This is a genomic window from Streptomyces sp. NBRC 110028 (assembly GCF_001417735.1).
In the GTDB taxonomy this organism is placed as follows: Bacteria; Actinomycetota; Actinomycetes; order Streptomycetales; family Streptomycetaceae; genus Streptomyces.
This window is the reverse complement of the sequence record NZ_BBUZ01000027.1, coordinates 109,393-128,027: the sequence shown is the minus strand read 5'-3', so window position 1 is coordinate 128,027 and position 18,635 is coordinate 109,393. Positions and strand designations below refer to the sequence as shown.

14 protein-coding genes and 4 pseudogenes are annotated in these 18,635 nt (G+C 73.1%); 9 read left to right on the top strand and 9 right to left on the bottom strand.

All coding sequences use genetic code 11. The annotated features are described in order from the left end of the window. Positions 1-5 precede the first annotated feature (5 nt). Complete coding sequence (locus tag ASC60_RS17760) at positions 6-1,019, bottom strand: hydroxyacid dehydrogenase (RefSeq protein WP_199830982.1); 1,014 nt, start codon at positions 1,017-1,019, stop codon at positions 6-8. Positions 1,020-1,572: 553 nt separating this feature from the next. On the opposite strand from ASC60_RS17760, the pseudogene ASC60_RS42935 reads away from it, so the two are divergent. Next, positions 1,573-1,899 (top strand): annotated as a pseudogene (locus ASC60_RS42935) (Tn3 family transposase); the annotation flags it as partial. Between the two features lie 23 nt (positions 1,900-1,922). Here the strand turns inward: ASC60_RS42935 and ASC60_RS17750 are convergent. After that, entirely contained in the window at positions 1,923-2,360 is a 438-nt protein-coding gene (locus ASC60_RS17750; protein WP_370592935.1) for a DedA family protein, read from the bottom strand. A 29-nt stretch (positions 2,361-2,389) separates the two neighbouring features. On the opposite strand from ASC60_RS17750, the pseudogene ASC60_RS39325 reads away from it, so the two are divergent. From ASC60_RS39325 to ASC60_RS17735, 4 genes and pseudogenes are all read left to right on the top strand, one after another. Then, positions 2,390-2,560, top strand: a pseudogene (locus tag ASC60_RS39325) (response regulator transcription factor); the annotation flags it as partial. 68 nt (positions 2,561-2,628) lie between these two features. After that, positions 2,629-2,904: a hypothetical protein gene (locus ASC60_RS17745; protein WP_055552016.1), complete on the top strand. Its 276-nt coding sequence runs from the start codon at positions 2,629-2,631 to the stop codon at positions 2,902-2,904. Positions 2,905-2,986: 82 nt separating this feature from the next. Beyond that, positions 2,987-3,211: pseudogene (locus ASC60_RS17740) on the top strand (cell wall anchor protein); the annotation flags it as partial. Positions 3,212-3,372: 161 nt separating this feature from the next. Continuing rightward, entirely contained in the window at positions 3,373-4,578 is a 1,206-nt protein-coding gene (locus ASC60_RS17735) for an alpha/beta hydrolase (protein ID WP_055552013.1), read from the top strand. A 67-nt stretch (positions 4,579-4,645) separates the two neighbouring features. On the opposite strand, the gene ASC60_RS17730 is transcribed toward ASC60_RS17735, so the two are convergent. Continuing rightward, on the bottom strand, positions 4,646-6,154 hold the full coding sequence (locus ASC60_RS17730; RefSeq protein WP_055552011.1) for a cryptochrome/photolyase family protein: 1,509 nt from the start codon (positions 6,152-6,154) through the stop codon (positions 4,646-4,648). A gap of 197 nt (positions 6,155-6,351) precedes the next feature. Between ASC60_RS17730 and ASC60_RS17725 the strand changes: the two genes are divergently transcribed. Continuing rightward, complete coding sequence (locus ASC60_RS17725; protein WP_055552009.1) at positions 6,352-7,371, top strand: DUF5954 family protein; 1,020 nt, start codon at positions 6,352-6,354, stop codon at positions 7,369-7,371. A 13-nt stretch (positions 7,372-7,384) separates the two neighbouring features. Here the strand turns inward: ASC60_RS17725 and ASC60_RS17720 are convergent, their stop codons facing one another. From ASC60_RS17720 to ASC60_RS17700, 5 genes are all read right to left on the bottom strand, one after another. Beyond that, positions 7,385-8,263, bottom strand: a complete 879-nt coding sequence (locus ASC60_RS17720) for an SDR family oxidoreductase (protein WP_055552006.1) — start codon at positions 8,261-8,263, stop codon at positions 7,385-7,387. Positions 8,264-8,483: 220 nt separating this feature from the next. Then, a complete protein-coding gene (locus ASC60_RS17715; RefSeq protein WP_055552004.1) occupies positions 8,484-9,782 on the bottom strand; it encodes an MFS transporter in 1,299 nt (432 codons plus the stop codon). Beyond that, the gene (locus tag ASC60_RS17710) at positions 9,779-10,918 is read right to left on the bottom strand and encodes a PLP-dependent cysteine synthase family protein (protein WP_055552002.1); all 1,140 of its coding nucleotides are present in this window, start codon (positions 10,916-10,918) and stop codon (positions 9,779-9,781) included. Before ASC60_RS17710 ends, ASC60_RS17715 begins: the two co-directional genes overlap by 4 nt. Before the next feature lie 132 nt (positions 10,919-11,050). Further along, positions 11,051-11,503 carry a hypothetical protein gene (locus ASC60_RS41695; RefSeq protein WP_159043281.1) on the bottom strand — a complete coding sequence of 151 codons (453 nt, stop codon included), beginning with the start codon at positions 11,501-11,503 and terminating at the stop codon, positions 11,051-11,053. Between the two features lie 90 nt (positions 11,504-11,593). Further along, positions 11,594-12,013: a DUF6153 family protein gene (locus ASC60_RS17700; protein ID WP_055551998.1), complete on the bottom strand. Its 420-nt coding sequence runs from the start codon at positions 12,011-12,013 to the stop codon at positions 11,594-11,596. A 241-nt stretch (positions 12,014-12,254) separates the two neighbouring features. Here ASC60_RS17700 and ASC60_RS17695 point away from each other — a divergent pair, with 241 nt between their 5' ends. Continuing rightward, entirely contained in the window at positions 12,255-14,954 is a 2,700-nt protein-coding gene (locus tag ASC60_RS17695) for a SpoIIE family protein phosphatase (RefSeq protein WP_079038455.1), read from the top strand. Positions 14,955-14,987: 33 nt separating this feature from the next. Here ASC60_RS17695 and ASC60_RS17690 read toward each other — a convergent pair whose 3' ends face one another. Continuing rightward, the gene (locus ASC60_RS17690) at positions 14,988-16,553 is read right to left on the bottom strand and encodes a GMC family oxidoreductase (RefSeq protein WP_055551995.1); all 1,566 of its coding nucleotides are present in this window, start codon (positions 16,551-16,553) and stop codon (positions 14,988-14,990) included. A 399-nt stretch (positions 16,554-16,952) separates the two neighbouring features. Here ASC60_RS17690 and ASC60_RS17685 point away from each other — a divergent pair. Together ASC60_RS17685 and ASC60_RS17680 are read left to right on the top strand one after the other, a co-directional pair. Beyond that, positions 16,953-17,336: pseudogene (locus ASC60_RS17685) on the top strand (family 43 glycosylhydrolase); the annotation flags it as partial. Between the two features lie 216 nt (positions 17,337-17,552). Next, on the top strand, positions 17,553-18,542 hold the full coding sequence (locus ASC60_RS17680) for an FkbM family methyltransferase (RefSeq protein WP_055551991.1): 990 nt from the start codon (positions 17,553-17,555) through the stop codon (positions 18,540-18,542). The last annotated feature ends 93 nt before the right edge of the window (positions 18,543-18,635 follow it).

Below are 18,635 nucleotides of genomic sequence, written 5' to 3'. Positions count from 1 at the left end.
GGCCCTCAGGCGACGCGGGCCAGATCCTCACGCCGCACCTGGTGGGCCAACGGCAGCCCCGCCGCCACGCGTTCCAGCTCGTCGGCGACGACACGGCCGAGGCGGGCCAGCTCGTTGCCGAGCGAACCGGCGATGTGCGGGGTGAGGAAGACGTTGGGGAGCGTGTACAGCGGGGATCCGGCGGGCGGCGGCTCGGGGTCGGTGACGTCCAGCACCGCGCTGAGGCGGCCCGCGACCAGCTCGTCGGTGAGGGCGTCGGTGTCGACCAGCGCGCCCCGGGAAGTGTTGATCAGCACGCCGCCGTCCCGGATGAGGGCGAGCCGCTTGCGGTCGAGCATGTGGCGGGTCGCGGGGATGTCGGGGGCGTGCAGGCTCACGATGTCGCTGCGGCGCAGCAGGTCCTCCAGCGGCAGCGGTTCGGCGCCGAGGGCTGCGGCCTCGGCGGCGTCCACGTAGGGGTCGTACAGCGAGACGGCGAAGTCGAAGGGCCGCAGCAGTTCCAGCAGTCGGCGGCCCACGCGTGAGGCGCCGATGACACCGACCCGGCGGCCGAGGTTGCCGATGGCCGCGGTGTCGGCGGGGGCCGGGTGGGTGTGGGTGTCCCGGAAGCGTTCACGGTGTGCGAAGGCGTCCTTGCCCGCGAGCAGGATCATGGCGAGGGTGTATTCCGCGACCGGCAGGGCGTTGCCGGTGACCGCGCTGGACACGGTGATCCCGCGGTCCCACAGGGCGTCCCCGATCAGTGAGCGGACCGAGCCCGCGGCGTGCAGGACGGTGCGCAGCCGGGGCGCCGCGGTGAGGGTACCCGCGTCGAGACGGGGGCAGCCCCAGCCGGTGATCAGTACATCGGCCCGGGCCAGCGCGGGAGCGGCGGCGGGGTCGGTGAGGTCCCGTACGACGAGCGCGGTGTCGATGTCGGCCATCTGCCGCAGCCGCTCCATGAGCGGTGGCGGGAAGAGCAGGGGCAGGTGCACCGGGTCCATGGCGAACACGGCTCTCGGCGGCTGGGCAGTGGGCATGACTCTCCTGAGGAGCCGGGGAAACGATTTCAGAAAGCGCCTTCTAACGTAGATCTGACGGGAAGACGGGTCAATCGGCAGGCCGTACGTCGCCGAGGCGACCGATCCTTTCAAAAGTGCACCCAGACCCTTGCCTCCGTTTCCGGACAGGGCCGAAGCTCTGGCCACATGGCCGCAGTAACCGGTTTCCGTATTCCACTGCGCAGGGAGTCAGCCATGAATCCACCCTTGTCCCGTCGCGCCACCCTTCAGGCGGCAGCTGCCGGCGTGCTCGCCGCGGGCCTGACCGGCACCACCGCCACGGCCGCCCGGGCCGGTGAGGCCGGCGGCGCGGCGCACGGCTCGTCACCTATCCGGTGCCGGCGGGAGCCGGCAACACGGCCCGGTTCCGGCTCACCGAACCGCGCAACCTCATCGTCCGGGGCGACGACGAGATCTTCGACTGCCTGCATCTGCTCGCCCGCCCCCTGAAAACTCGCCCAGGACACGGAGTTCCTGGCCAAGCGCGTCCACGAGATGTCCGCCGACCGCTCGACCTGCCGGATGTGAACGCTGGACCGGCCTCCTCGACGCCTTCGTCCACCTCGAGGACGGCACCACCCGGATGAAGGACCTGCCCACCTCCATGGTCGCGCTGCTCGTCTCGGAGGCGTCGACCAGTACTACGTGCGGACACCCTCGCCTCGGCGAACGCACGGCTCAGCGAGGCCCAGGCCGCGGTGCCCATCGTGCAGTTCCGGGGCGAGACCCGCTCGCCTCGGTGAACGGGCTGCGGTTCGTGGTGCCGCTCCGTACGGTCAGCGCGGCGCTGTCGCCGAAGTACTTCGGGTTCAAGCGGGGCATCACCTGGCTCAACGCCGTCAACGACAAGGTTGCGGGCCGGCCGGCACCATGCGTGGACGGTCAGGCCGCTCCTTCCTCCTGGTGCGGTCCGCTTCGCCGCACCGCGAGCACGGCTGCGGTCGCGGTCAGGACGAGTACGGCCGCGGCGGGGCCCGCCAGGGTGAGCACGTGCTGGAGGGAGGAGGCGGCCGCATATCCGGCGGATGCCTCTGCGGTCGCCCAGACGCAGGCCGCGGTGACGCTGTACGGCGCGATGCGGTAGTAGGGCGGATGGGCGGCGCCCGCACAGTGGGGGGCAAGGGTGCGGACCACGGGGATGAAACGGGCAAGGAAGACGGCGCGGCCGCCGTGGCGGGCCATCAGCGTCTCCGCCCGTGCCCAGACAGCAGGCGGAATGCGGCGGCCCGCCCGGCCGGTGCGCAGCCGGTCGGCGAGGAACCGGCCGGTGCGGTGGGCGAGGAAGTCTCCGGCCACGACGGCGCCGGCCGCCACGGCGATGATCAGGGGCGGGCTGATGTGCCCGGTCCGACGTACTCGCCCTCCTCGCCCACGGCGAGACCAACGCCGAGATCGCCACCCGCCTCGCCATGCGCGAGAGCACCGTCAAAGCCCACGTCAGCCGCATCCTGACCGCACTGGACGTCAGCAACCGCGTCCAAGCCGCCCTCGTGGCCCGCGACGCAGACCTCACCACATGAAGCCGGCCGCGACGGCGAAGCCAGCCCCCAGGAAAGCCTGACCAAGCGCTGGCAACCCGACACCGCCGATGAGCCCGGCCCCGGAACTGCCGGTCGTCCTCGACATGCCGGGCGAGGTCGCCGACTTCCTCCACGCGGCCGAGCCGGACGACGCCGGGCGTGCCGCGCTCGACCACGGCCAGGCCGTACGGCGCGGCCAGGGCTACACCCTGCGCATCAGCGCCACCCCCGCGATCCACCGCCAACTCCTCGACCGCTGCCAAACCCTCGACAGCACCGCGGCGATTTCGGCTCAGCGCAAGGCCCGCCGCGAGTACGAGAACCGCGTCAACACCCTCGAGTGAGTGACACCTGGCCAACCTGCGGCCCGAGCTTCACTCGTGGCTGCTCTGCGGCTGATGTCTGAGCCAGGACACCGGGGCCTGCACCTGGGGCACCGGCCAGAACTGCGCCCAGCGGTCGCACACCGTGATCTCCGCCGCGAGCCGGGGCCAGGTCCGGCCGGTCTGGGACCTGCTGTACTACCACTACGGCCGCAGGCTGAGCCTGGACGTGCCGTACATCAAGGCCATCGCCGAGAGCGTCCGCCCCGAGGGCGGCGGCGACTACGGCTCGACCAGTGGCGGCTTCGACCAGACCGGCTTCGGCACCTGCTGTATGCCAGATAGCCATCCGCGCCGAGCCCCGGACCGGCCACCCTCGTGGCCGGTCCGGGTCACCTCGTGGCTACCCTGAATCCCCGAGCTGGGCCCTCCTCACTGCTGACGGCGCCTGAGCCACACCGACGACAGCGAACAGGAGAACGGCCCGACATGAACGCCCGTGTCCGCATTCCCTCCCCCGGGGCCCTGCCCCGCTGGGCGCGCCGCGCGGCGCTCGCCCTGGGGCTGGTGGCTTCGGGGCTGGCGGCGCTCGTCACCCTCGGTGCGATCATCCCTGCCGTGCCCGTGCTCGGGTACTACGCGACCACCTGGGTCGGGCCCCGGCCGCTGTGGTACGTGGTCTTCGGCCTGGTCATCGCCGCGGGCGCGGTGGTGGCGTGGCGGCGCGGGAAGCGCGGCACGGCGGTGTGGACCACCGTCACCGCGGCGGTCACCGCCATCGGCGCGGCCACCGTGCTGATCACCCAGCTGCTCTACGCCCACTCCCAGAACGTGCCGCTGTCCGCCGCCGACGTGCTGGCCGTCGACCAGCCCACGGCGCCGCCGGACCAGGTGATCGCCTACGACCGGGTCGAGGGCCGCACGCTCAAGGCCGGGCTGTGGGCGCCGCGCGCATCCAACCGCCAGGGGAACAAGCCCATGGTGATATGGATCCACGGCGGCGGATTCGCCACCGGCAGCAGGGACCAGCGGGCGGGCGACTACCGCTGGCTCGCGAACCACGGCTACCCCGTCCTGTCCATCGACTACCGGCTCACACCGCCACCGCGCTGGAAGGACGCCTCCGACGACGTCGTCTGCGCCATGTCCCGGCTGGCCAGGATGGCCCGCCCGTACGGCGTCGACACCTCCCGCACCGTGCTGGTGGGCGGCTCCGCGGGCGGAAGCCTCGCGCTGAACGTCGCGTACGGGCTGAAAGGCGGCCATATCGCCAGCAGCTGCACCGCGCGGCTGCCCGCCCCGCCGGTCGCCGTCGCCGGGTTCTACCCGGCCTCGGACCTCAAGGGCACCTGGCAGGACAACGGGCTCATGGGCTTCGGCCGCGAGATCACCGAGGCCTACACCGGCGGTACCCCGGCCCAGCGCCCCGAACGCTACCGCTACGCCTCCGCCACCAGCCGTGTCCGCCCCGGCCTGATGCCGTCCCTCCTGGTCACCGGCGCCTCCGACCATCTCATCCGGCAGTCCCGGGTCCGCGGGCTCGCCGACCGGCTGCGCCGGGCCCATGACGACGCCCGGTTCAACGCCATCCCCTACAGCGACCACGCCTTCGACGACACGTACCACAGCATCGCCGGCGCGGTCGGCCGCAACCTCCTCCTGCGCTTCCTGAACGGCACGACACCCGGCGCCTGAGTGCCGGCCACCGCGACGCCGCGGTCCGCCCCGCGACGCCGCAGGGGTGGGCATCGTGCCCCCGCGCTCAGGGCGCGGCGTCGCCCCGCTCCGTGGCCCGCGCGAGCACCTCCGGCAGATCGCCCAGCCGGTCAAGCCCCCGGACGGCCTGGGCCATGCGGTGGTTCCCGGCCAGGCGCCCCCGGTGGCGGTGCAGGAAGGACCAGTAGCCGGTGGTGTACGGGCAGGCCCGCTCACCGGCCCGGTCGCCCGGGCGGTAGGCGCAGCGCCCGCACAGGTCGCTCATCCTGTTGATGTACGCCCCGCCCGAGGTGTACGGCTTGGTGGTCATGAGCCCGCCGTCGGCGTACTGCGACATGCCGACGACGTTGGGCAGCATCACCCAGTCGTATCCGTCGACGAAGCAGCGGTGGAACCAGTCGGTGACCGCCGCCGGGTCCCAGCCGTCCTGCAGCGCGCGGCTGCCGAGCACCATCAGCCGGGGGATGTGATGGGTCCAGCCGGTGTCCCGGACCTGGGTCAGCACCGTGGAAAGGCAGCGCGCGGTCACCGCGTCGGCGTCCAGCTCCAGGAACCAGCCGGGCAGCGGGGCGGTGTGCCCCAGGGCGTTGCGGCCGCGGTAGTCCTCACCGAAGTGCCAGTACAGATGCCACACGTACTCCCGCCAGCCGGCGATCTGCCGTACGAATCCCTCGACCCCGGCCAGCGGCGCGGTGCCCTCGCGCCACGCGCGCTCCGCGCGGTCCACGCACTCGGCCGGATGCAGCAGCCCGAGGTTCAGCGGAGCCGACAGCCGGCTGTGGCACATGGCCGGGTCGGCCGCGAGCATCGCGTCCTCGTACGGCCCGAAGCAGGGCAGCCGGTGGGCGACGAAGTGGCGCAGCGAGGCCAGCGCCTCGCGCCGGGTCGCGGGAAAGTGCCGCGGACCGTCCCGGCCGACGAAGGAGACCGTGCCCTCGCGTTCCCAGCGGTCCAGGTCATGCCGCACCCGGTCGTCGATCTCGTCCTCCTCGGGGCGCCAGGGCCCGGGGGCGTCGAGGGTCCGCGCCCCGCGCGGCGGCGGTTCGCGGTTCCGGTCGTCGAAGTTCCACCGGCCCCCGGCCGGCTCGTCGCCCTCCATCAGCAGCTCGTGTCCGCGGCGCACCCAGCGGTAGAAGTCCTCCATCAGCAGCCGCCCCCGGGCGTGCTCCCCGGCCCATGAGGCGAAGTCCGCCATGGTCACCAGGAAGCCCTTCGCCGGCAACACCTCGACCCGGTCGAGCGATCCGACCAGTTCCAGCGCCCGCCGGGAGGTCGGATGGCACACCGTCACCCGGTCCCGGCCCGCGGCCTCGGCCAGCCCCTCGCGGTAGGTCCGGGCCCGGACGTACCGCACCCGGTCACCGAGTTCGGCCGCCCGGTGCCGCATCGCCGACAGCAGCAGATGCGCCTTGGCCCGGTGGAAGCGGCGGCGGCTCAGCACCGACCGCGCCTCGATCATGATCAGTGGGGCCTGGGCGTCGGGGCCGTGGTGGCGGTGGTCGGCGAAGTGCGGGCCGAGCTGATCGCCGAAGAGCCAGTGCTGACGTGCCGCCATCGTTCGCACACCTCTCCGCGGACACCGGTGTGTCAGGCTATGTGCCGCGGCCGTCCCGCCCGCCCAACGACGCGCCCCACCACGCCGCCGACCGCCCGGCGACCGGCGGACAGACGGTAGTGACATGGGATTTAAGGCTTTTGATCACTTGAGGCGTTCCCGCCCGAACGCTGCCCGGCAGCCTCGACAATGTGCCCATGGCCGAACACTGGAAGCGAAAGCTGGACCGGCTCCACGCGGATCTGGTGCGGCGCGACGACCCCGCCGAATGGGTGACCGAAGCCGACGCCGTGGACGCGTCCTCCCGCTATCCGCATCTCGCACTCCGCGGTCCCGTCTTCGGCCTGGCCATACAGGACCCCGCCGCCGGGGCGCACTGGCGGCTGGTGAAGCCCGTGACCAGCGGCGCGCCCCAGGAGGTCCGGGACGAACTGAACTCGCTCCTGTGGTTCAGGGCCAAGGACGACACCGACGACGCCGCCACCCGTCGCGAGCTGCTGGCGGCGGTCGCCCGGCTCGAGACGGAGCCGGTCAACGAGATGACCGTGCTCGGCGTCCGCTACCGGATCGTGCGCGGGGACGAGTTCGCCCGCACCGGCGAGCACAATCTGGAGCCACCGCGGCCCACCGACCCGGAACCGTCCCTCATCTCCTGGGACGGACGGCACGAGGCGCGGTCGCCCGACACCGGGTTCGTCCTGGATCCCGAGCGGGACGGGGCGGGGCTGATGGCGAGCGCCATGAAGCTGGCGCTGGCCACCTTCGCCTACACCGGCCCGCGGTTCCCCGCCGTCGTGCGCAAGCACTCCGAGCGGGCGGTCACCACCCATCCGGACATCATCCTGCTGCCCGTCGGCTTCGGCGTGGCCGAGCGCTCCGGGCAGCGGTGGCGGCCGCAGGGCGCCCTGATGCCCACCCCGCACGACGCGCGGCGGCTGCTCTACCAGGGCATGGCCGAAGTGTGGCCGCTGCTCTACGAGTACGGCGAGGCCAAGCGGGCGGTGTACGCGCGGGCCGCCGAGGAGTACCGGCGCGCCCGGCGGGCCGACGAAGCCCGGGTGGAGGGCCGCCTGTTCCGGATCTGCCGCATCGAGCGGATGGTGCGCAGCGGCCCCGACGGGCCGGAACCGCCGCGCCCCTCGGACCTGGACACCTACGGGCCCATGAAGATGCACCCGACCATGGACGAGCACGGCACCATCCTCGACAACGGCTGAACCCGCCCGCGTTTCACCCTTCGGCGGCCGCCTGGTCCGCGCGGCCCCCGGCCCCGAGGAGCCCGGTCGCCTCGAAGCGGGTCCGCTCGGCCAGCCGGGGCAGCTCCCGCGCGGAGAACCAGGTGACCAGCGGCGGCAGCAGCGGGCGGACCGGCTGGGCGAGGCGCAGCCAGGGCGGTGCGTAGACGGTGGCGGCGCGGCGCTCGATGGCGGTCACCATGCGGGCGGCCACCGTGGCGGCGGGGTGGACGCGCCGGGCCGGTGGCGGCATATGGGCGCGCAGTTCCCTCAGCACCCCGTACCGGTCCGCGTCGCGGATCATGTCGGTGGCGGTCCAGCTCAGATAGCCGATGCCCACCGCGACCCCCTGGTGGGCGAGTTCGGCGCGCAGGGACTGGGCGAAGGACTCGGCGCCCGCTTTCGAGGCGCAGTACGCGCTCATCATGGGCGCGGAGCCGAAGGCGGCCGTGGAGGCGATCTGGAGGAAGTAGCCGCGGGTGCCGAGCAGACCGGGCAGAAAGGCCCGGGCGGTGTTGGCGCTGCCGATGAGGTTCACCTCGATGACGCGCCGCCAGGTGGCCGGCGGTGACTCCCCGAAGGGCCCGCCCTCGGCCACGCCCGCGTTGGCGACGACGACCGACGGTGTGCCGACCCGGTCGTGGATCTGCCCGGCCACCCGGGTCATCGCCGCGTCGTCGGCCACGTCCGCCGCGTAGCAGTGGGTTTCCGTGGGCAGCGAGCGGGCCACCCGCTCCAGGGTTTCCTCTTCCCGGCCGAGGAGGACGACGCGTGCGCCGCGCCCGGCCAGTTCCCGGGCCATGGCCGCGCCCAGTCCGCGGGCGGCACCGGTCACGACGGCGAGACGTCCGGTCAGGGGGCTGCGGTTCCGCACGGCGCGCTCCGGGGCAGCTGGTCGTCGAGACGGGGCTCAGCCGACCGTACAGGCCCGGCCCTTGCCCCGGCCGGACCAGCGCCGTGGCCGCCGGGCGGCGGCACCTGTTCGGCGGTGGCCCGTCCCCCGCCCGTGGTCCCCGCAGGCGGCCCCCGCCCGTGGCCGGTCGTGGCCACCGGCGGGGGCGCCGTCGGGTGTCGCGCGGTCGGCCCTCGGCGGGTCAGGCCGCCGCGGGGCGGGGTTCGGGCACCACCGGTGCCAGGCGGCCCGTGCGGTGCAGTCCGAAGAGCGCCGCGGCGCAGGCCAGGCCGAGCGCGAGCAGCACGATCCACGGGACGGCGGGCATGCCCGCTTCACGCGCCGCGTCCAGCGCCGCGCCGGTGAGCAGGTTCCCGAGGGTGATACCGACCCCGCAGATGGTGTTGTACAGCCCGTAATGGGTGGCGACGAGCCGCTCCCCCGAGAGCCGGACGATGGTGTCCATCTCGAACGGGTAGGCGATCATCGTGCCCAGCGCCAGCAGGAACGCGGCGAGCGCGGGCGGCACGGCCGCGAGGAGCCATCGGCCGGGCCCGCCGTCCGGTACTGGCAGCGCGGTCGCCACCAGCAGCGGCAGGAACGCCACTCCCATGAGGGCCAGCCCCCAGCCCAGCGCCCGGCCGGGCGCCATGCGCGCCTTGCACCACGCGGTCACCCGGGTCTGCCCGACGATGGTGCTCAGCCCGGAGACGGCGAAGAGCAGCGCCACCGCCGCGGTGCCGAACTCCCCTTCGCCGCCGAGCCGTCGTACCTCCAGCGGCAGGGCCAGATAGACCTGGAAGGACAGCACATACGAGCCGATCATGGCGACGGAGAACAGCAGGAACGGCCGGTTGGTCACGATCCCGCGCCACTGGGCCAGCACCCGCTCATGGCCCTCCTGCCCCGGGGCCGCGCCGTCGTCGGCGCGGCGGGGCGGCAGCGACCGGATCTGCACGACGCTCAGCACCGCGAAGATCCCGGCCGAGACCAGGCAGGTGACCTGGAAGTCGACGCCCGTCAGCACCATGCCCACCAGCGGGCCGAGCAGGATCCCGGCCTGGTAGAAGATGTTGAACAGGGCGAACGCCTCCACCCGGCGCTCCCCCGCGTCCGCGGCCAGATAGGCCCTGACCGCCGGGTTGAACAGGGCCCCGGCGAGTCCGGTGGCCGCGGAGGCGGCCAGCAGCGCGGGCAGCGACTCCACGAGCCCGAGCGTCGCGAAACCGGCGGTGCGCAGCACACACCCCGCCACGATCAGCGGCTTGTAGCCGAACCGGTCGGCCAGGGCGCCGCCGACCAGGAACATGCCCTGCTGGCTGAAGTTCCGTACGCCCAGGACGAGTCCGACCAGCCATCCGGCGAGCCCGAGCGTCCCGGACAGATGCGCGGCCAGATAGGGCATGAGCATGTAGAAGCCGAGGTTGATGGTGAACTGGTTCACCATCAACAGCTGGACGCTGCGCTCGTACGACCGCACCTGGGTGAGTGTCGCCCTCATCGGGCGGCCTCCGGCGCGGCCGGGGCGGCGGTCCGCGACGGCCCGGCGGGGGTGCCCGGCTCGCGCGCGGCGAGCGGGTCGACCACGGCGGTGCAGCGGGTCCAGCGGTCCACTTCCCGCTCGCCGGGGTGTCCCATCGTGTCCGGTTCGGGCGCGGGCGGCTGGTCCAGCAGGCCGTTGGCGGCGCAGTAGTCGTCGTTGTACACGGTGTCCAGATAGCGCTGCGGGCCGTCCGGGAACACCGCGACGATCCGGGCGTCCGCGGGGTGGGTACGGGCCAGCCACCCGGCGACCAGCGCGACCGCGCCCACGCTCCAGCCGCCGGTGGCGTAGTGCGACGAGGCCAGCCGGCGGCAGGTCCACACCGCCTCGTGCGGGGCGACCCAGTGCACCTCGCTGAAGTTCTCGTAGGCGACGTTGCGGGGGTAGATGCTCGACCCCAGGCCGCGCATCAGGCGGGTGCGGGCGGGCTGCCCGAAGATGGTCGATCCGATCGTGTCCACCCCCACCACCGTGATCTCGGGGTAGAGCTGGCGCAGCACTCGGGAGATGCCCGCGGAGTGGCCGCCGGTGCCGACGCTGCACACCAGGATGTCGATGTGGCCGAACCGGGAGGCCAGTTCGAGGGCGAGCGGGGTGTAGGCGGCGGTGTTGTCGGGGTTGTTGTACTGGTCGGGGCACCAGGAACCGGCCTGCCGGGCGAGGAGTTCGGTCACCCGGTCGCGGCGGGCCTGCTGCCACCCGCCCTCCGGATGCGGTTCGGTGACCATGTCGACCCAGGCTCCGTAGGCGGTCAGCAGCCGGGTCATCGACGGCTCCAGGCCGGGGTCGGTGACGAGGGTGACGGGATGGCCGTACACCAGTCCGGCCAGGGCGAGGCCGAGGCCCAGCGTGCCGCTGGTCGACTCGACGATCGCGCCGCCGGGGCGCAGGTCGCCTCGGGCGCGGGCCCGTTGGACCATGTGCAGACCGGGCCGGTCCTTGATGCCGCCGGGGTTGAAGCCCTCCAGCTTGGCCCAGAAGCCGCGGTCGGCCGGGGTCAGGGGCTCGGACACCCGCAGGACGGGCGTGTTGCCGACCAGCCCGGACAGGCCGGGGGCCGTGGGGGTGGCGTCGTTGAGGATCAGAGATCGCATCTGTCCGCTTTCGGTGGTTGATGGCTCGTCGGATGCTCATCTCGGGCACGGTGCCGCCCGGGTTGGGCGGGCACCGATCCGCGTCCGGTCGCCGAGGGGCGGCGGCCGGGGCGCGGGCCACGACGGCCGCCCCTATATGCGCCACCGGCTGGTCGAGCAGAGGGTGGATCTGACCGTCGGCGCGCGCGGGCAGAGCGTGCGCGGACGGTCCGGACCCGCCGCGGAGACGACGGCCCGGCATGCCTCGGCCGCGGCGGAGACGGGCAGGTCGCGCACCGACGGATGGGCGGCCCGGCCGGATGTCTCCCGGGGCGCCGGGGCGCAGTGCTCGGCGCCCGCCGGGCCGTCGGTGGACGGCTGCCCGGCGGTGCCGGCAACCGGGAACTGCCGGGCGGTGCCGGCAACCGGGAGCTGCCGGGAGTCGTCCGCGATCCGCAGACCCTGGGCGTGTTCCGCACCGGCCGCGTGGCCGAGACAGCCGGGCGCGGTCAGCAGCAGTGCGCACAGGACGAAGGCCAGGAGCCGACGTGGCCACCCTGGGTGGCGAGCGGCCCGGCCAAGAGGGTGTGAGGCAGGGAACGGCACGGTTTCTCCGCACGGCGGCCGCCCTCCCGCCGCGTGGCGCGGGAGATGGCGGACAGGAATCGGCAAGGACGGGTCCGATACCGGTCCGTACTAGATGCGCAGCACCGCGATCCGCTGGAGATCCGGCGGCGCGGATCCGGCCGCCGTGGTCGCGGCCGCGCGCGAGGACGGCGCGTGCCCCTCGGCACCGGGCGCGTCCCCGGCCGGGAGAGCCGGGCACGGGGCCGCCGGCTCGGGCCCGTGCTCGGGCTGGGCGAGGACGCATTCGTGCGCGGAGTGGGCCGACTCGTCGCCGTGATGCCCGGATCCCTTTTCTTCCGGGTTCCCGCCGTGCGCGGCGGAGGCCACCGGGGAGGACGAGCAGCCGGTCACATGGCCGGACACGGCTTCGGCGCTCACCGCGTGCAGGGACACGAAGCCCAGCAGCAGCGCGGCCAGGCACAGCAGACGCAGCGGGCTCGCCACCCCGCGAGCCCACCGGATGCCGAAACGCGACCGGGCCGTGATCATGCGGTGATCCTAAGCGCTTCGTACGGCTACGCTGCGGCACCGCCCTGGAACGCGTCGTTAACAAGCCAGACCCGGCCCGCGCACGACACCCGGAGCCCTGCGCGGCGGCCGTGGGCCCCGTCGGCGATCCGCCGGATGACCAGGCGGATCGCGCTCGACCCCGGATCGGCCGGAACATGATCCCGCGAGCGCGGCGGCCAGCCCTGTCGGCCAACCGAAAGGAGATGTTATAAATGCCGACATGAGCAATTTTGCTCGTATGGCCCGGAGCCGAATACGGGCGCTGTCCCCCGTGCCGAGTGTCGCCGGGCAGGTTTTCATCCTGCAGGTCCTCCTGACGCTCGCCCTGGTCGCCATGGCGGTGGCGGCGCTTGCTCTGGAGGCCCGCACCGACGCCACGGACGAGGCCCGACAGCGGTCCCTGACCGTCGCCAGGACGTTCGCGGAGGCGCCCGGGCTCGCCCGGACCATGACCGGCGCTCATCCGACGTCGCTGCTCCAGCCCCGCGCCGAGGATACGAGGAAGCGCACCGGCGTCGACAGCATCGTGGTCTTCGACCGGCGCGGGTTGCGCCTCACCCACCCCGAGACGGCGCTGATCGGCAAGCGGATCATCGGCCCCGAATCGGTGGTACGGCAGGAACTGGCCGGGAAGACGATCTCGCGGACCTTCCGCGCGAGCCAGGGCCCCTCCGTGATCTCGGCGGTGCCCGTCACCACGGCCGACGGCGCCCTGGCCGGCGGGGTGTCGGTCGGGGTCCGGATCGCGAGCGTGAACAACACGGTGGACCGCGAGCTGCCGCTGCTGTTCGGGTCCGGCGGCAGCGCCCTCGCCCTGGCGACGGCCGGGACGGCGCTGACCAGCAGGCGGCTGCGGCGGCAGACGCACGGTTTGGGGCCCGCCGAGATGACCCGCATGTACGCCCACCACGACGCGGTGCTGCACTCGGTCCGGGAAGGCGTGCTGATCATGGCCGGCGACGGGCGACTGCTGCTGGTCAACGACGAGGCCAGGCGGCTGCTCCAGCTGGCCTCCGACGCCGAGGGGCGACAGGTCACCGAACTCGGCATCGAACCGCCGCTGGCCCGGCTGCTGGCCGCCGGACAGCCCGTCACCGACGAGGTGCACGCCGCCGGGCACCGGCTGCTGGCCGTCAACATCCGGCCCACCGACCGGGCGGGCGGCCCCGCCGGGAGCGTGGCGACGCTGCGGGACACCACCGAGCTGCGCGCCCTGTCCGGCCGGGCCGAGGCGGCGAGCGAGCGGCTGCGGCTGCTGTACGACGCGGGGGTACGGATCGGTTCGACCCTGGAGCTGACCAGCACCGCCGAGGAGCTGATGGCCGCGACCGTCCCCCGGTTCGCCGACATCGCCACCGTCGAACTGCTGGAGCCGGTGCTGCGGGGCGAGGAGCCGACGGCGCCGCACGGCGTACTGCACCGCACGGCGGTCGGTGGCGTACCGCCCGGACACCCCCTCTTCCGCTCGGGCGAGAGGGCCGTCCATCCGCCGTCCTCGCCGCAGCGGCAGGCGCTGGAGAGCGGGCAGGCCGTCCTGCGCGCCGATCTGAGCGACACCTCCGCGTGGCCCGCCGGGTACGAGGCGGAGGCCGGGCGCCTGCTCGACCAGGAGATCCGCTCGCTGCTCGCCGTGCCGTTGCGGTTCCGCGGCGTCCCCCTGGGCGTGGCCACCTTCTGCCGGACCCGACCGAGCGGGCCGTTCGACGACGAGGATCTGGTGATCGCCGGGGAGCTGGCCGCGCGCACCGCGGTGTGTGTCGACAACGCCCGCCGCTACACCCGCGAACACACCATGGTCACCACCCTGCAGCGCAATCTGCTGCCCGGCGCGCTGCCCGACCAGGACGCCGTAGAGGTGGCCTCCCGCTATCTGCCCGCGCGGGCCGGGGTGGGCGGGGACTGGTTCGACGTGCTCCCGCTCCCCGGGGCCCGGGTCGCCCTGGTCGTCGGCGACGTGGCCGGACAGGGCCTGCACGCGGCGGCCACCATGGGCCGGCTGCGCACCGCGGTCCAGAACTTCTCCGCCCTGGACCTGCCCCCCGACGAGGTGCTGGCACTCCTGGACGAGCTGGTCGCCCGGCTCGACCTGGAGCGCGAGACGGACGCCGACAGCGCCCGCATCACGGGCGCCACCTGCCTGTACGCGATCTACGACCCGGTCTCCGGCCGGTGCAGCGTGGCCCGGGCCGGTCACCCGGGACCCGTCCTGGCGTGCCCGGACGGCACCGTACACACCCCCGAGGTGCCGGCCTCCCCGCCGCTGGGCCTGGGAGGGGAACCGTTCGAGGCGGCCGATCTTTCGGTGCCCGAGGGCAGCCGGCTGATCCTTTACACCAACGGACTCGTCGCAAGCCACGACCGGGACCACGACACCGGCCTGGACCTGCTGTGCCGCACCCTCGCCGCCGCCCCGGAGCTCGGCCCCGGCGCCACCTGCCAGGAGCTGTTCGCGACCGTTCTCCCCTCCCGTCCGACCGATGACGCCGCCCTGCTGGTGGCCCGCACCCGCCTGCTCGCCCCGGAGAACGTGGCCCACTGGGAGGTGCCCTCCGACCCGGCGGCGGTGGCCCCGCTCCGCGCCGCCTGCGTCCAGCGGATCCGCGACTGGGGGCTGGGCGACACCGCCTACGCCGCCGAGCTGGTCATCAGCGAACTGGTCACCAACGCGCTGCGGTACGGCGCCCCTCCCGTGCGGATACGGCTGCTGCGCGGCCGCAGCCTGATCTGCGAGGTGTCCGACGGCAGCAACACCTCGCCCCATCTGCGGCGGGCCGGGGTGAGCGACGAGGGCGGCCGGGGGCTGTTCCTGGTCTCCCAGCTCGCCCGGCACTGGGGCACCCGCTACACCGCGCGGGGAAAGGTGATCTGGGCCGAGCAGGCACCGCTCGGCCCCGGACACCAGCCGCAAGGATCACCGTGACAGGCCCGGCCCGCACCCCTCGCGGGAGAGCCGTCAGCGGATGGCCGAGGGATAGCCGCGGATGAGGTCGGCGGCCTTCTCCGCGGCCATGATGACGGGGGCGTTGGTGTTCCCCCTCGGCACCGTCGGGAACACCGACGCGTCGACGACCCGCAGCCCCGCCACGTCGAACACCCGCAGCTCGGGGTCGACCACGGAGCCGATGGCGCAGGTCGACGTCGGGTGGTAGAGCGTCTGCCCGGCCCGCTGGGAGAAGGCGAGCAGGTCCGCGTCGGAGTCGGAGTCCGGCACGTCGAACGGCCCGGTGGTGATCCCGGCCAGCGCGTCCTGTGCCGCGATCCGCAGGGCGATGCGGACCCCCTGGACCATGCAGTACTGGTCCTCGGCCGTCATCAGGTAGTTGTGCGTGATCCGGGGTGCGGCGTCCGGGCGCGCGGAGCCGAGCGTCACCCGGCCGCGGCTGGTGGGGGCGAGCACGCACGGGCCCAGCGCGAAACCGTGCTCGGTGGCGGGGCCCAGCCCCTCCTGGTGGAACAGCACCGGGGCCATGTGGTACTGCACGTCCGGGGCGTCCAGTCCGGCCCGGCTGCGGAAGAACCCACCGGCCTCACCGATGTTGCAGGTCAGCGGGCCGCGCCCCTCGTTCGCCAGCAGCGCGGCGTTCTCCGGGCTCGCCGCGGTCATCAGCGATTCGACATCGGTACGGAAGTTCAGCAGCGCCATGTAGTGGTCCTGCAGACCCTCCCCCACCGGGAGGTCGCACACCACATCGACGCCGAAGGCCGACAGGGTGGCGGCGGGCCCGACCCCGGAGAGCATCAGCAGCTTCGGGGATGCGTACGCGCCCGCGGAGAGGATCACCTCACGCTCGGCGCGGATCGCCTCCACCGTGCCGTCGCGCTCCACCTCCACGCCTCTCGCCCGGCCGCCCTCGATCAGCACGCGGTGGGCCAGGGCGGAGGAGAGCAGGGTGAGGTTCGGCCGCCCCAGGACGGGGTGCAGATAGGCGACGGCCGCGCTGCAGCGCATGCCACCGCGCTGGGTCAGCTGAAACCGTCCGACCCCGAACTGCGTGGCGCCGTTGAAGTCGTCGTTGCGCGGGTGCCCGGCCTGCTCGGCGGCCTCGAGGTATGCGGTGGCGAGCGGGTGGCGGGACCTGCTGTCGCTGACGGTGAGCGGCCCGCCCACCGAGTGGTACGCGTCCTCGCCGCGCTCGTTGTCCTCCGCGCGCCGGAAGTACGGCAGCACATCGGCGTAACCCCAGCCGGTGGCCCCGGCGGCGGCCCAGCCGTCGTAGTCGGCGCGGTTGCCCCGCATGTAGATCATCGCGTTGATCGAGCTGGAGCCGCCCAGCACCTTGCCGCGGGGCAGATAGGTCCGCCTGCCGCCGAGCCCCGGTTCCGGGCCCGAGTGGAGATCCCAGTCGACCTCGCTCTTGAACAACTGGGCGAAGGCGGCGGGGACATGGATCTCCTCCGCCGTGTCGGGACCACCCGCCTCGATCAGCGCCACCCGGACCTCGGGGTCCTCCGACAGCCGGGCCGCCAGCACACATCCCGCGGATCCGGCGCCGACGATGACGTAGTCGTAAGTGTTCATCCGATTTCCTTCGACGGAGGCTGCGGCGGACCGTTCACCCCCCATTGTTCCCGGTGAGCATCATGTGCCCGTCAACCAGGCGAATCTGACGCCGAATCAGAAGGTCCGGGGTCCTTGCCCATGAAGTCCGCCACTGCCACACTCATGCGCGGTAAGCGCTTACTGGGTCGATTACCTGCACTCATCCCCGTTCGAGATACAGAGAAGACAGTGAGCCGACCCAGTCGCAGGCACGTGATACGGACCGGCCTCGGCGCGGCGGCCGCGTCGGCGGTCCAGGGCGCGGCCGGTGGCACCGCGCGCGCCGAGGCTGCCGCCCGGGCGGCGGCCACCACAGGCCCGAAGGCCGCGGGCGTCCAGGCCGCCCCGGGGCGGGGGCGGCTGCCGTGGGTGGCCGACCTGGGAGACGGCCGCTATCAAAATCCCGTGCTCAACGCCGACTGGTCCGACCCCGACGCGATCCGGGTGGGCGACCACTTCTATCTGGTCGCCTCCACCTTCAACCGCGTCCCCGGACTGCCCGTCCTGCGCTCCACCGACCTGGTCAACTGGACCGTCATCGGACACGCCCTGACCGAGCTGCTGCCCAAGGACCACTTCAGCGAGCCGCGACACGGCCAAGGGGTGTGGGCCCCGGCCCTGCGCCACCACGACGGCAAGTTCTGGATCTTCTACCCGGACCCCGACTTCGGGATCTTCACGGTGACCGCCACCGACCCGCGCGGCCCGTGGAGCACACCGCATCCGCTCAAGCCGGGCAAGGGCCTGATCCGGGTGGCCCCGGCGCCCTGACATTCACCAGCGGTCACGTCTATCCGGTACCGCCCCCTTTCGGCCATCTCCTGTTTCCCCGCGTACGGCCCGATCGTCTTGGGCGGTCGGGCCGCTTGGCACACTTTTCTTGAAGAAGGAGGAGGTCGCGGCCGAGAGGTGACAGAGAAGCGCACCCATTGGCCGTAAGGGGGAGCCGAGACGGCCGAGACCTGCGAGGCTGTCTTGATGCAAACCCTTTACAGAAGACTGCTGAGTGTGCTTCCCCGGCTCGGAGTGCAGGTGCTCGACCTCGGCTCGGGTACGGCGGTGCTCTCCCGGCGCGGCAAGCGGAACCGCGTCCCCGTGGGCCGGGAGGCCGACCTCGTGACGCGCGGCGGCAGCCGTTTCGCGGTGACCCGGGTGCGGCCGGACACCTGGGTGGTGGCCCGCGGCCGGGGCGACCCTCCGTCCGAGGCGTGGACGAACGTACGGCTCGGTGACACCGGTGCCCATCTGCTCTTCGACGCGAAGGCCTCCGACGAGCGGTCGCTCCAGCTGGCGGCCGCCACCTATCTGTGCGGCCACCATGTGGCCGGGCTGCTGGAGAAGTACGAGGTGAACTGCGTCTTCGACGTGGGGGCCAACGCCGGTCAGTACGGCAGACGGCTGCGCGGGCTCGGCTATACGGGCAGAATCGTTTCCTTCGAGCCCACCGAGGAGGCGTTCGCGAAGCTGGAGAAGGCCGCCGAGGACGATCCCGAGTGGTGGGTGTTCCCCTTCGCCCTCGGCCGCGAGGAGGCGACCCGGTCCATGCACGTGGGCTGGGCCACCATGAACTCGCTGCTCCCGGCCAGCGACTACGGCAAGGACCGCTACCGGCGGTTCGCGAAGGACCGTACGGAGGAGATCGAGGTCCGCAGGCTGGACAGCGTGATGGACAAGGCGCTGGCCGGTCTCGCCGGCCCCCGCCCCTATCTGAAGATGGACACCCAGGGGTACGACCTGGAGGTGTTCGCCGGCGCCGGGGAACGGATCGAGGAGTTCGTGGGGATGCAGTCGGAGGTCGCGCCCCTGCGGCTCTACGAGGGCAGCCCCGGGATGAGCGAGGCCATCGCCACGTATGAGAAGAGCGGCTTCGGCATCACGGGCATGTACCCGGTGACCCGCGAGGACACGACGGGCCGCGTGGTGGAGTTCGACTGCGTCATGATGCGCGCGGACGCCGCTCCCCGGTGAAGCGATGCCTCACGGGGCCGCTGGTCCGGCCCCGTGAGGCCACGGCGGCCGTGCCGACGCCACGTCGCATAGGGTGTCGCACAACTGGATCAC

Bases quoted from the DNA above. Each gene is read 5' to 3' on its own strand.
- ASC60_RS17735 (WP_055552013.1), top strand. From the start codon at position 3,373: ATGAACGCCCGTGTCCGCATTCCCTCCCCCGGGGCCCTGCCCCGCTGG.
- ASC60_RS17695 (WP_079038455.1), top strand. From the start codon at position 12,255: ATGAGCAATTTTGCTCGTATGGCCCGGAGCCGAATACGGGCGCTGTCC.
- ASC60_RS17745 (WP_055552016.1), top strand. From the start codon at position 2,629: ATGAGCCCGGCCCCGGAACTGCCGGTCGTCCTCGACATGCCGGGCGAG.
- ASC60_RS17710 (WP_055552002.1), bottom strand. From the start codon at position 10,918: ATGCGATCTCTGATCCTCAACGACGCCACCCCCACGGCCCCCGGCCTG.
- ASC60_RS17730 (WP_055552011.1), bottom strand. From the start codon at position 6,154: ATGGCGGCACGTCAGCACTGGCTCTTCGGCGATCAGCTCGGCCCGCAC.
- ASC60_RS17700 (WP_055551998.1), bottom strand. From the start codon at position 12,013: ATGATCACGGCCCGGTCGCGTTTCGGCATCCGGTGGGCTCGCGGGGTG.
- ASC60_RS17760 (WP_199830982.1), bottom strand. From the start codon at position 1,019: ATGCCCACTGCCCAGCCGCCGAGAGCCGTGTTCGCCATGGACCCGGTG.
- ASC60_RS17680 (WP_055551991.1), top strand. From the start codon at position 17,553: ATGCAAACCCTTTACAGAAGACTGCTGAGTGTGCTTCCCCGGCTCGGA.
- ASC60_RS17725 (WP_055552009.1), top strand. From the start codon at position 6,352: ATGGCCGAACACTGGAAGCGAAAGCTGGACCGGCTCCACGCGGATCTG.
- ASC60_RS17690 (WP_055551995.1), bottom strand. From the start codon at position 16,553: ATGAACACTTACGACTACGTCATCGTCGGCGCCGGATCCGCGGGATGT.
- ASC60_RS17715 (WP_055552004.1), bottom strand. From the start codon at position 9,782: ATGAGGGCGACACTCACCCAGGTGCGGTCGTACGAGCGCAGCGTCCAG.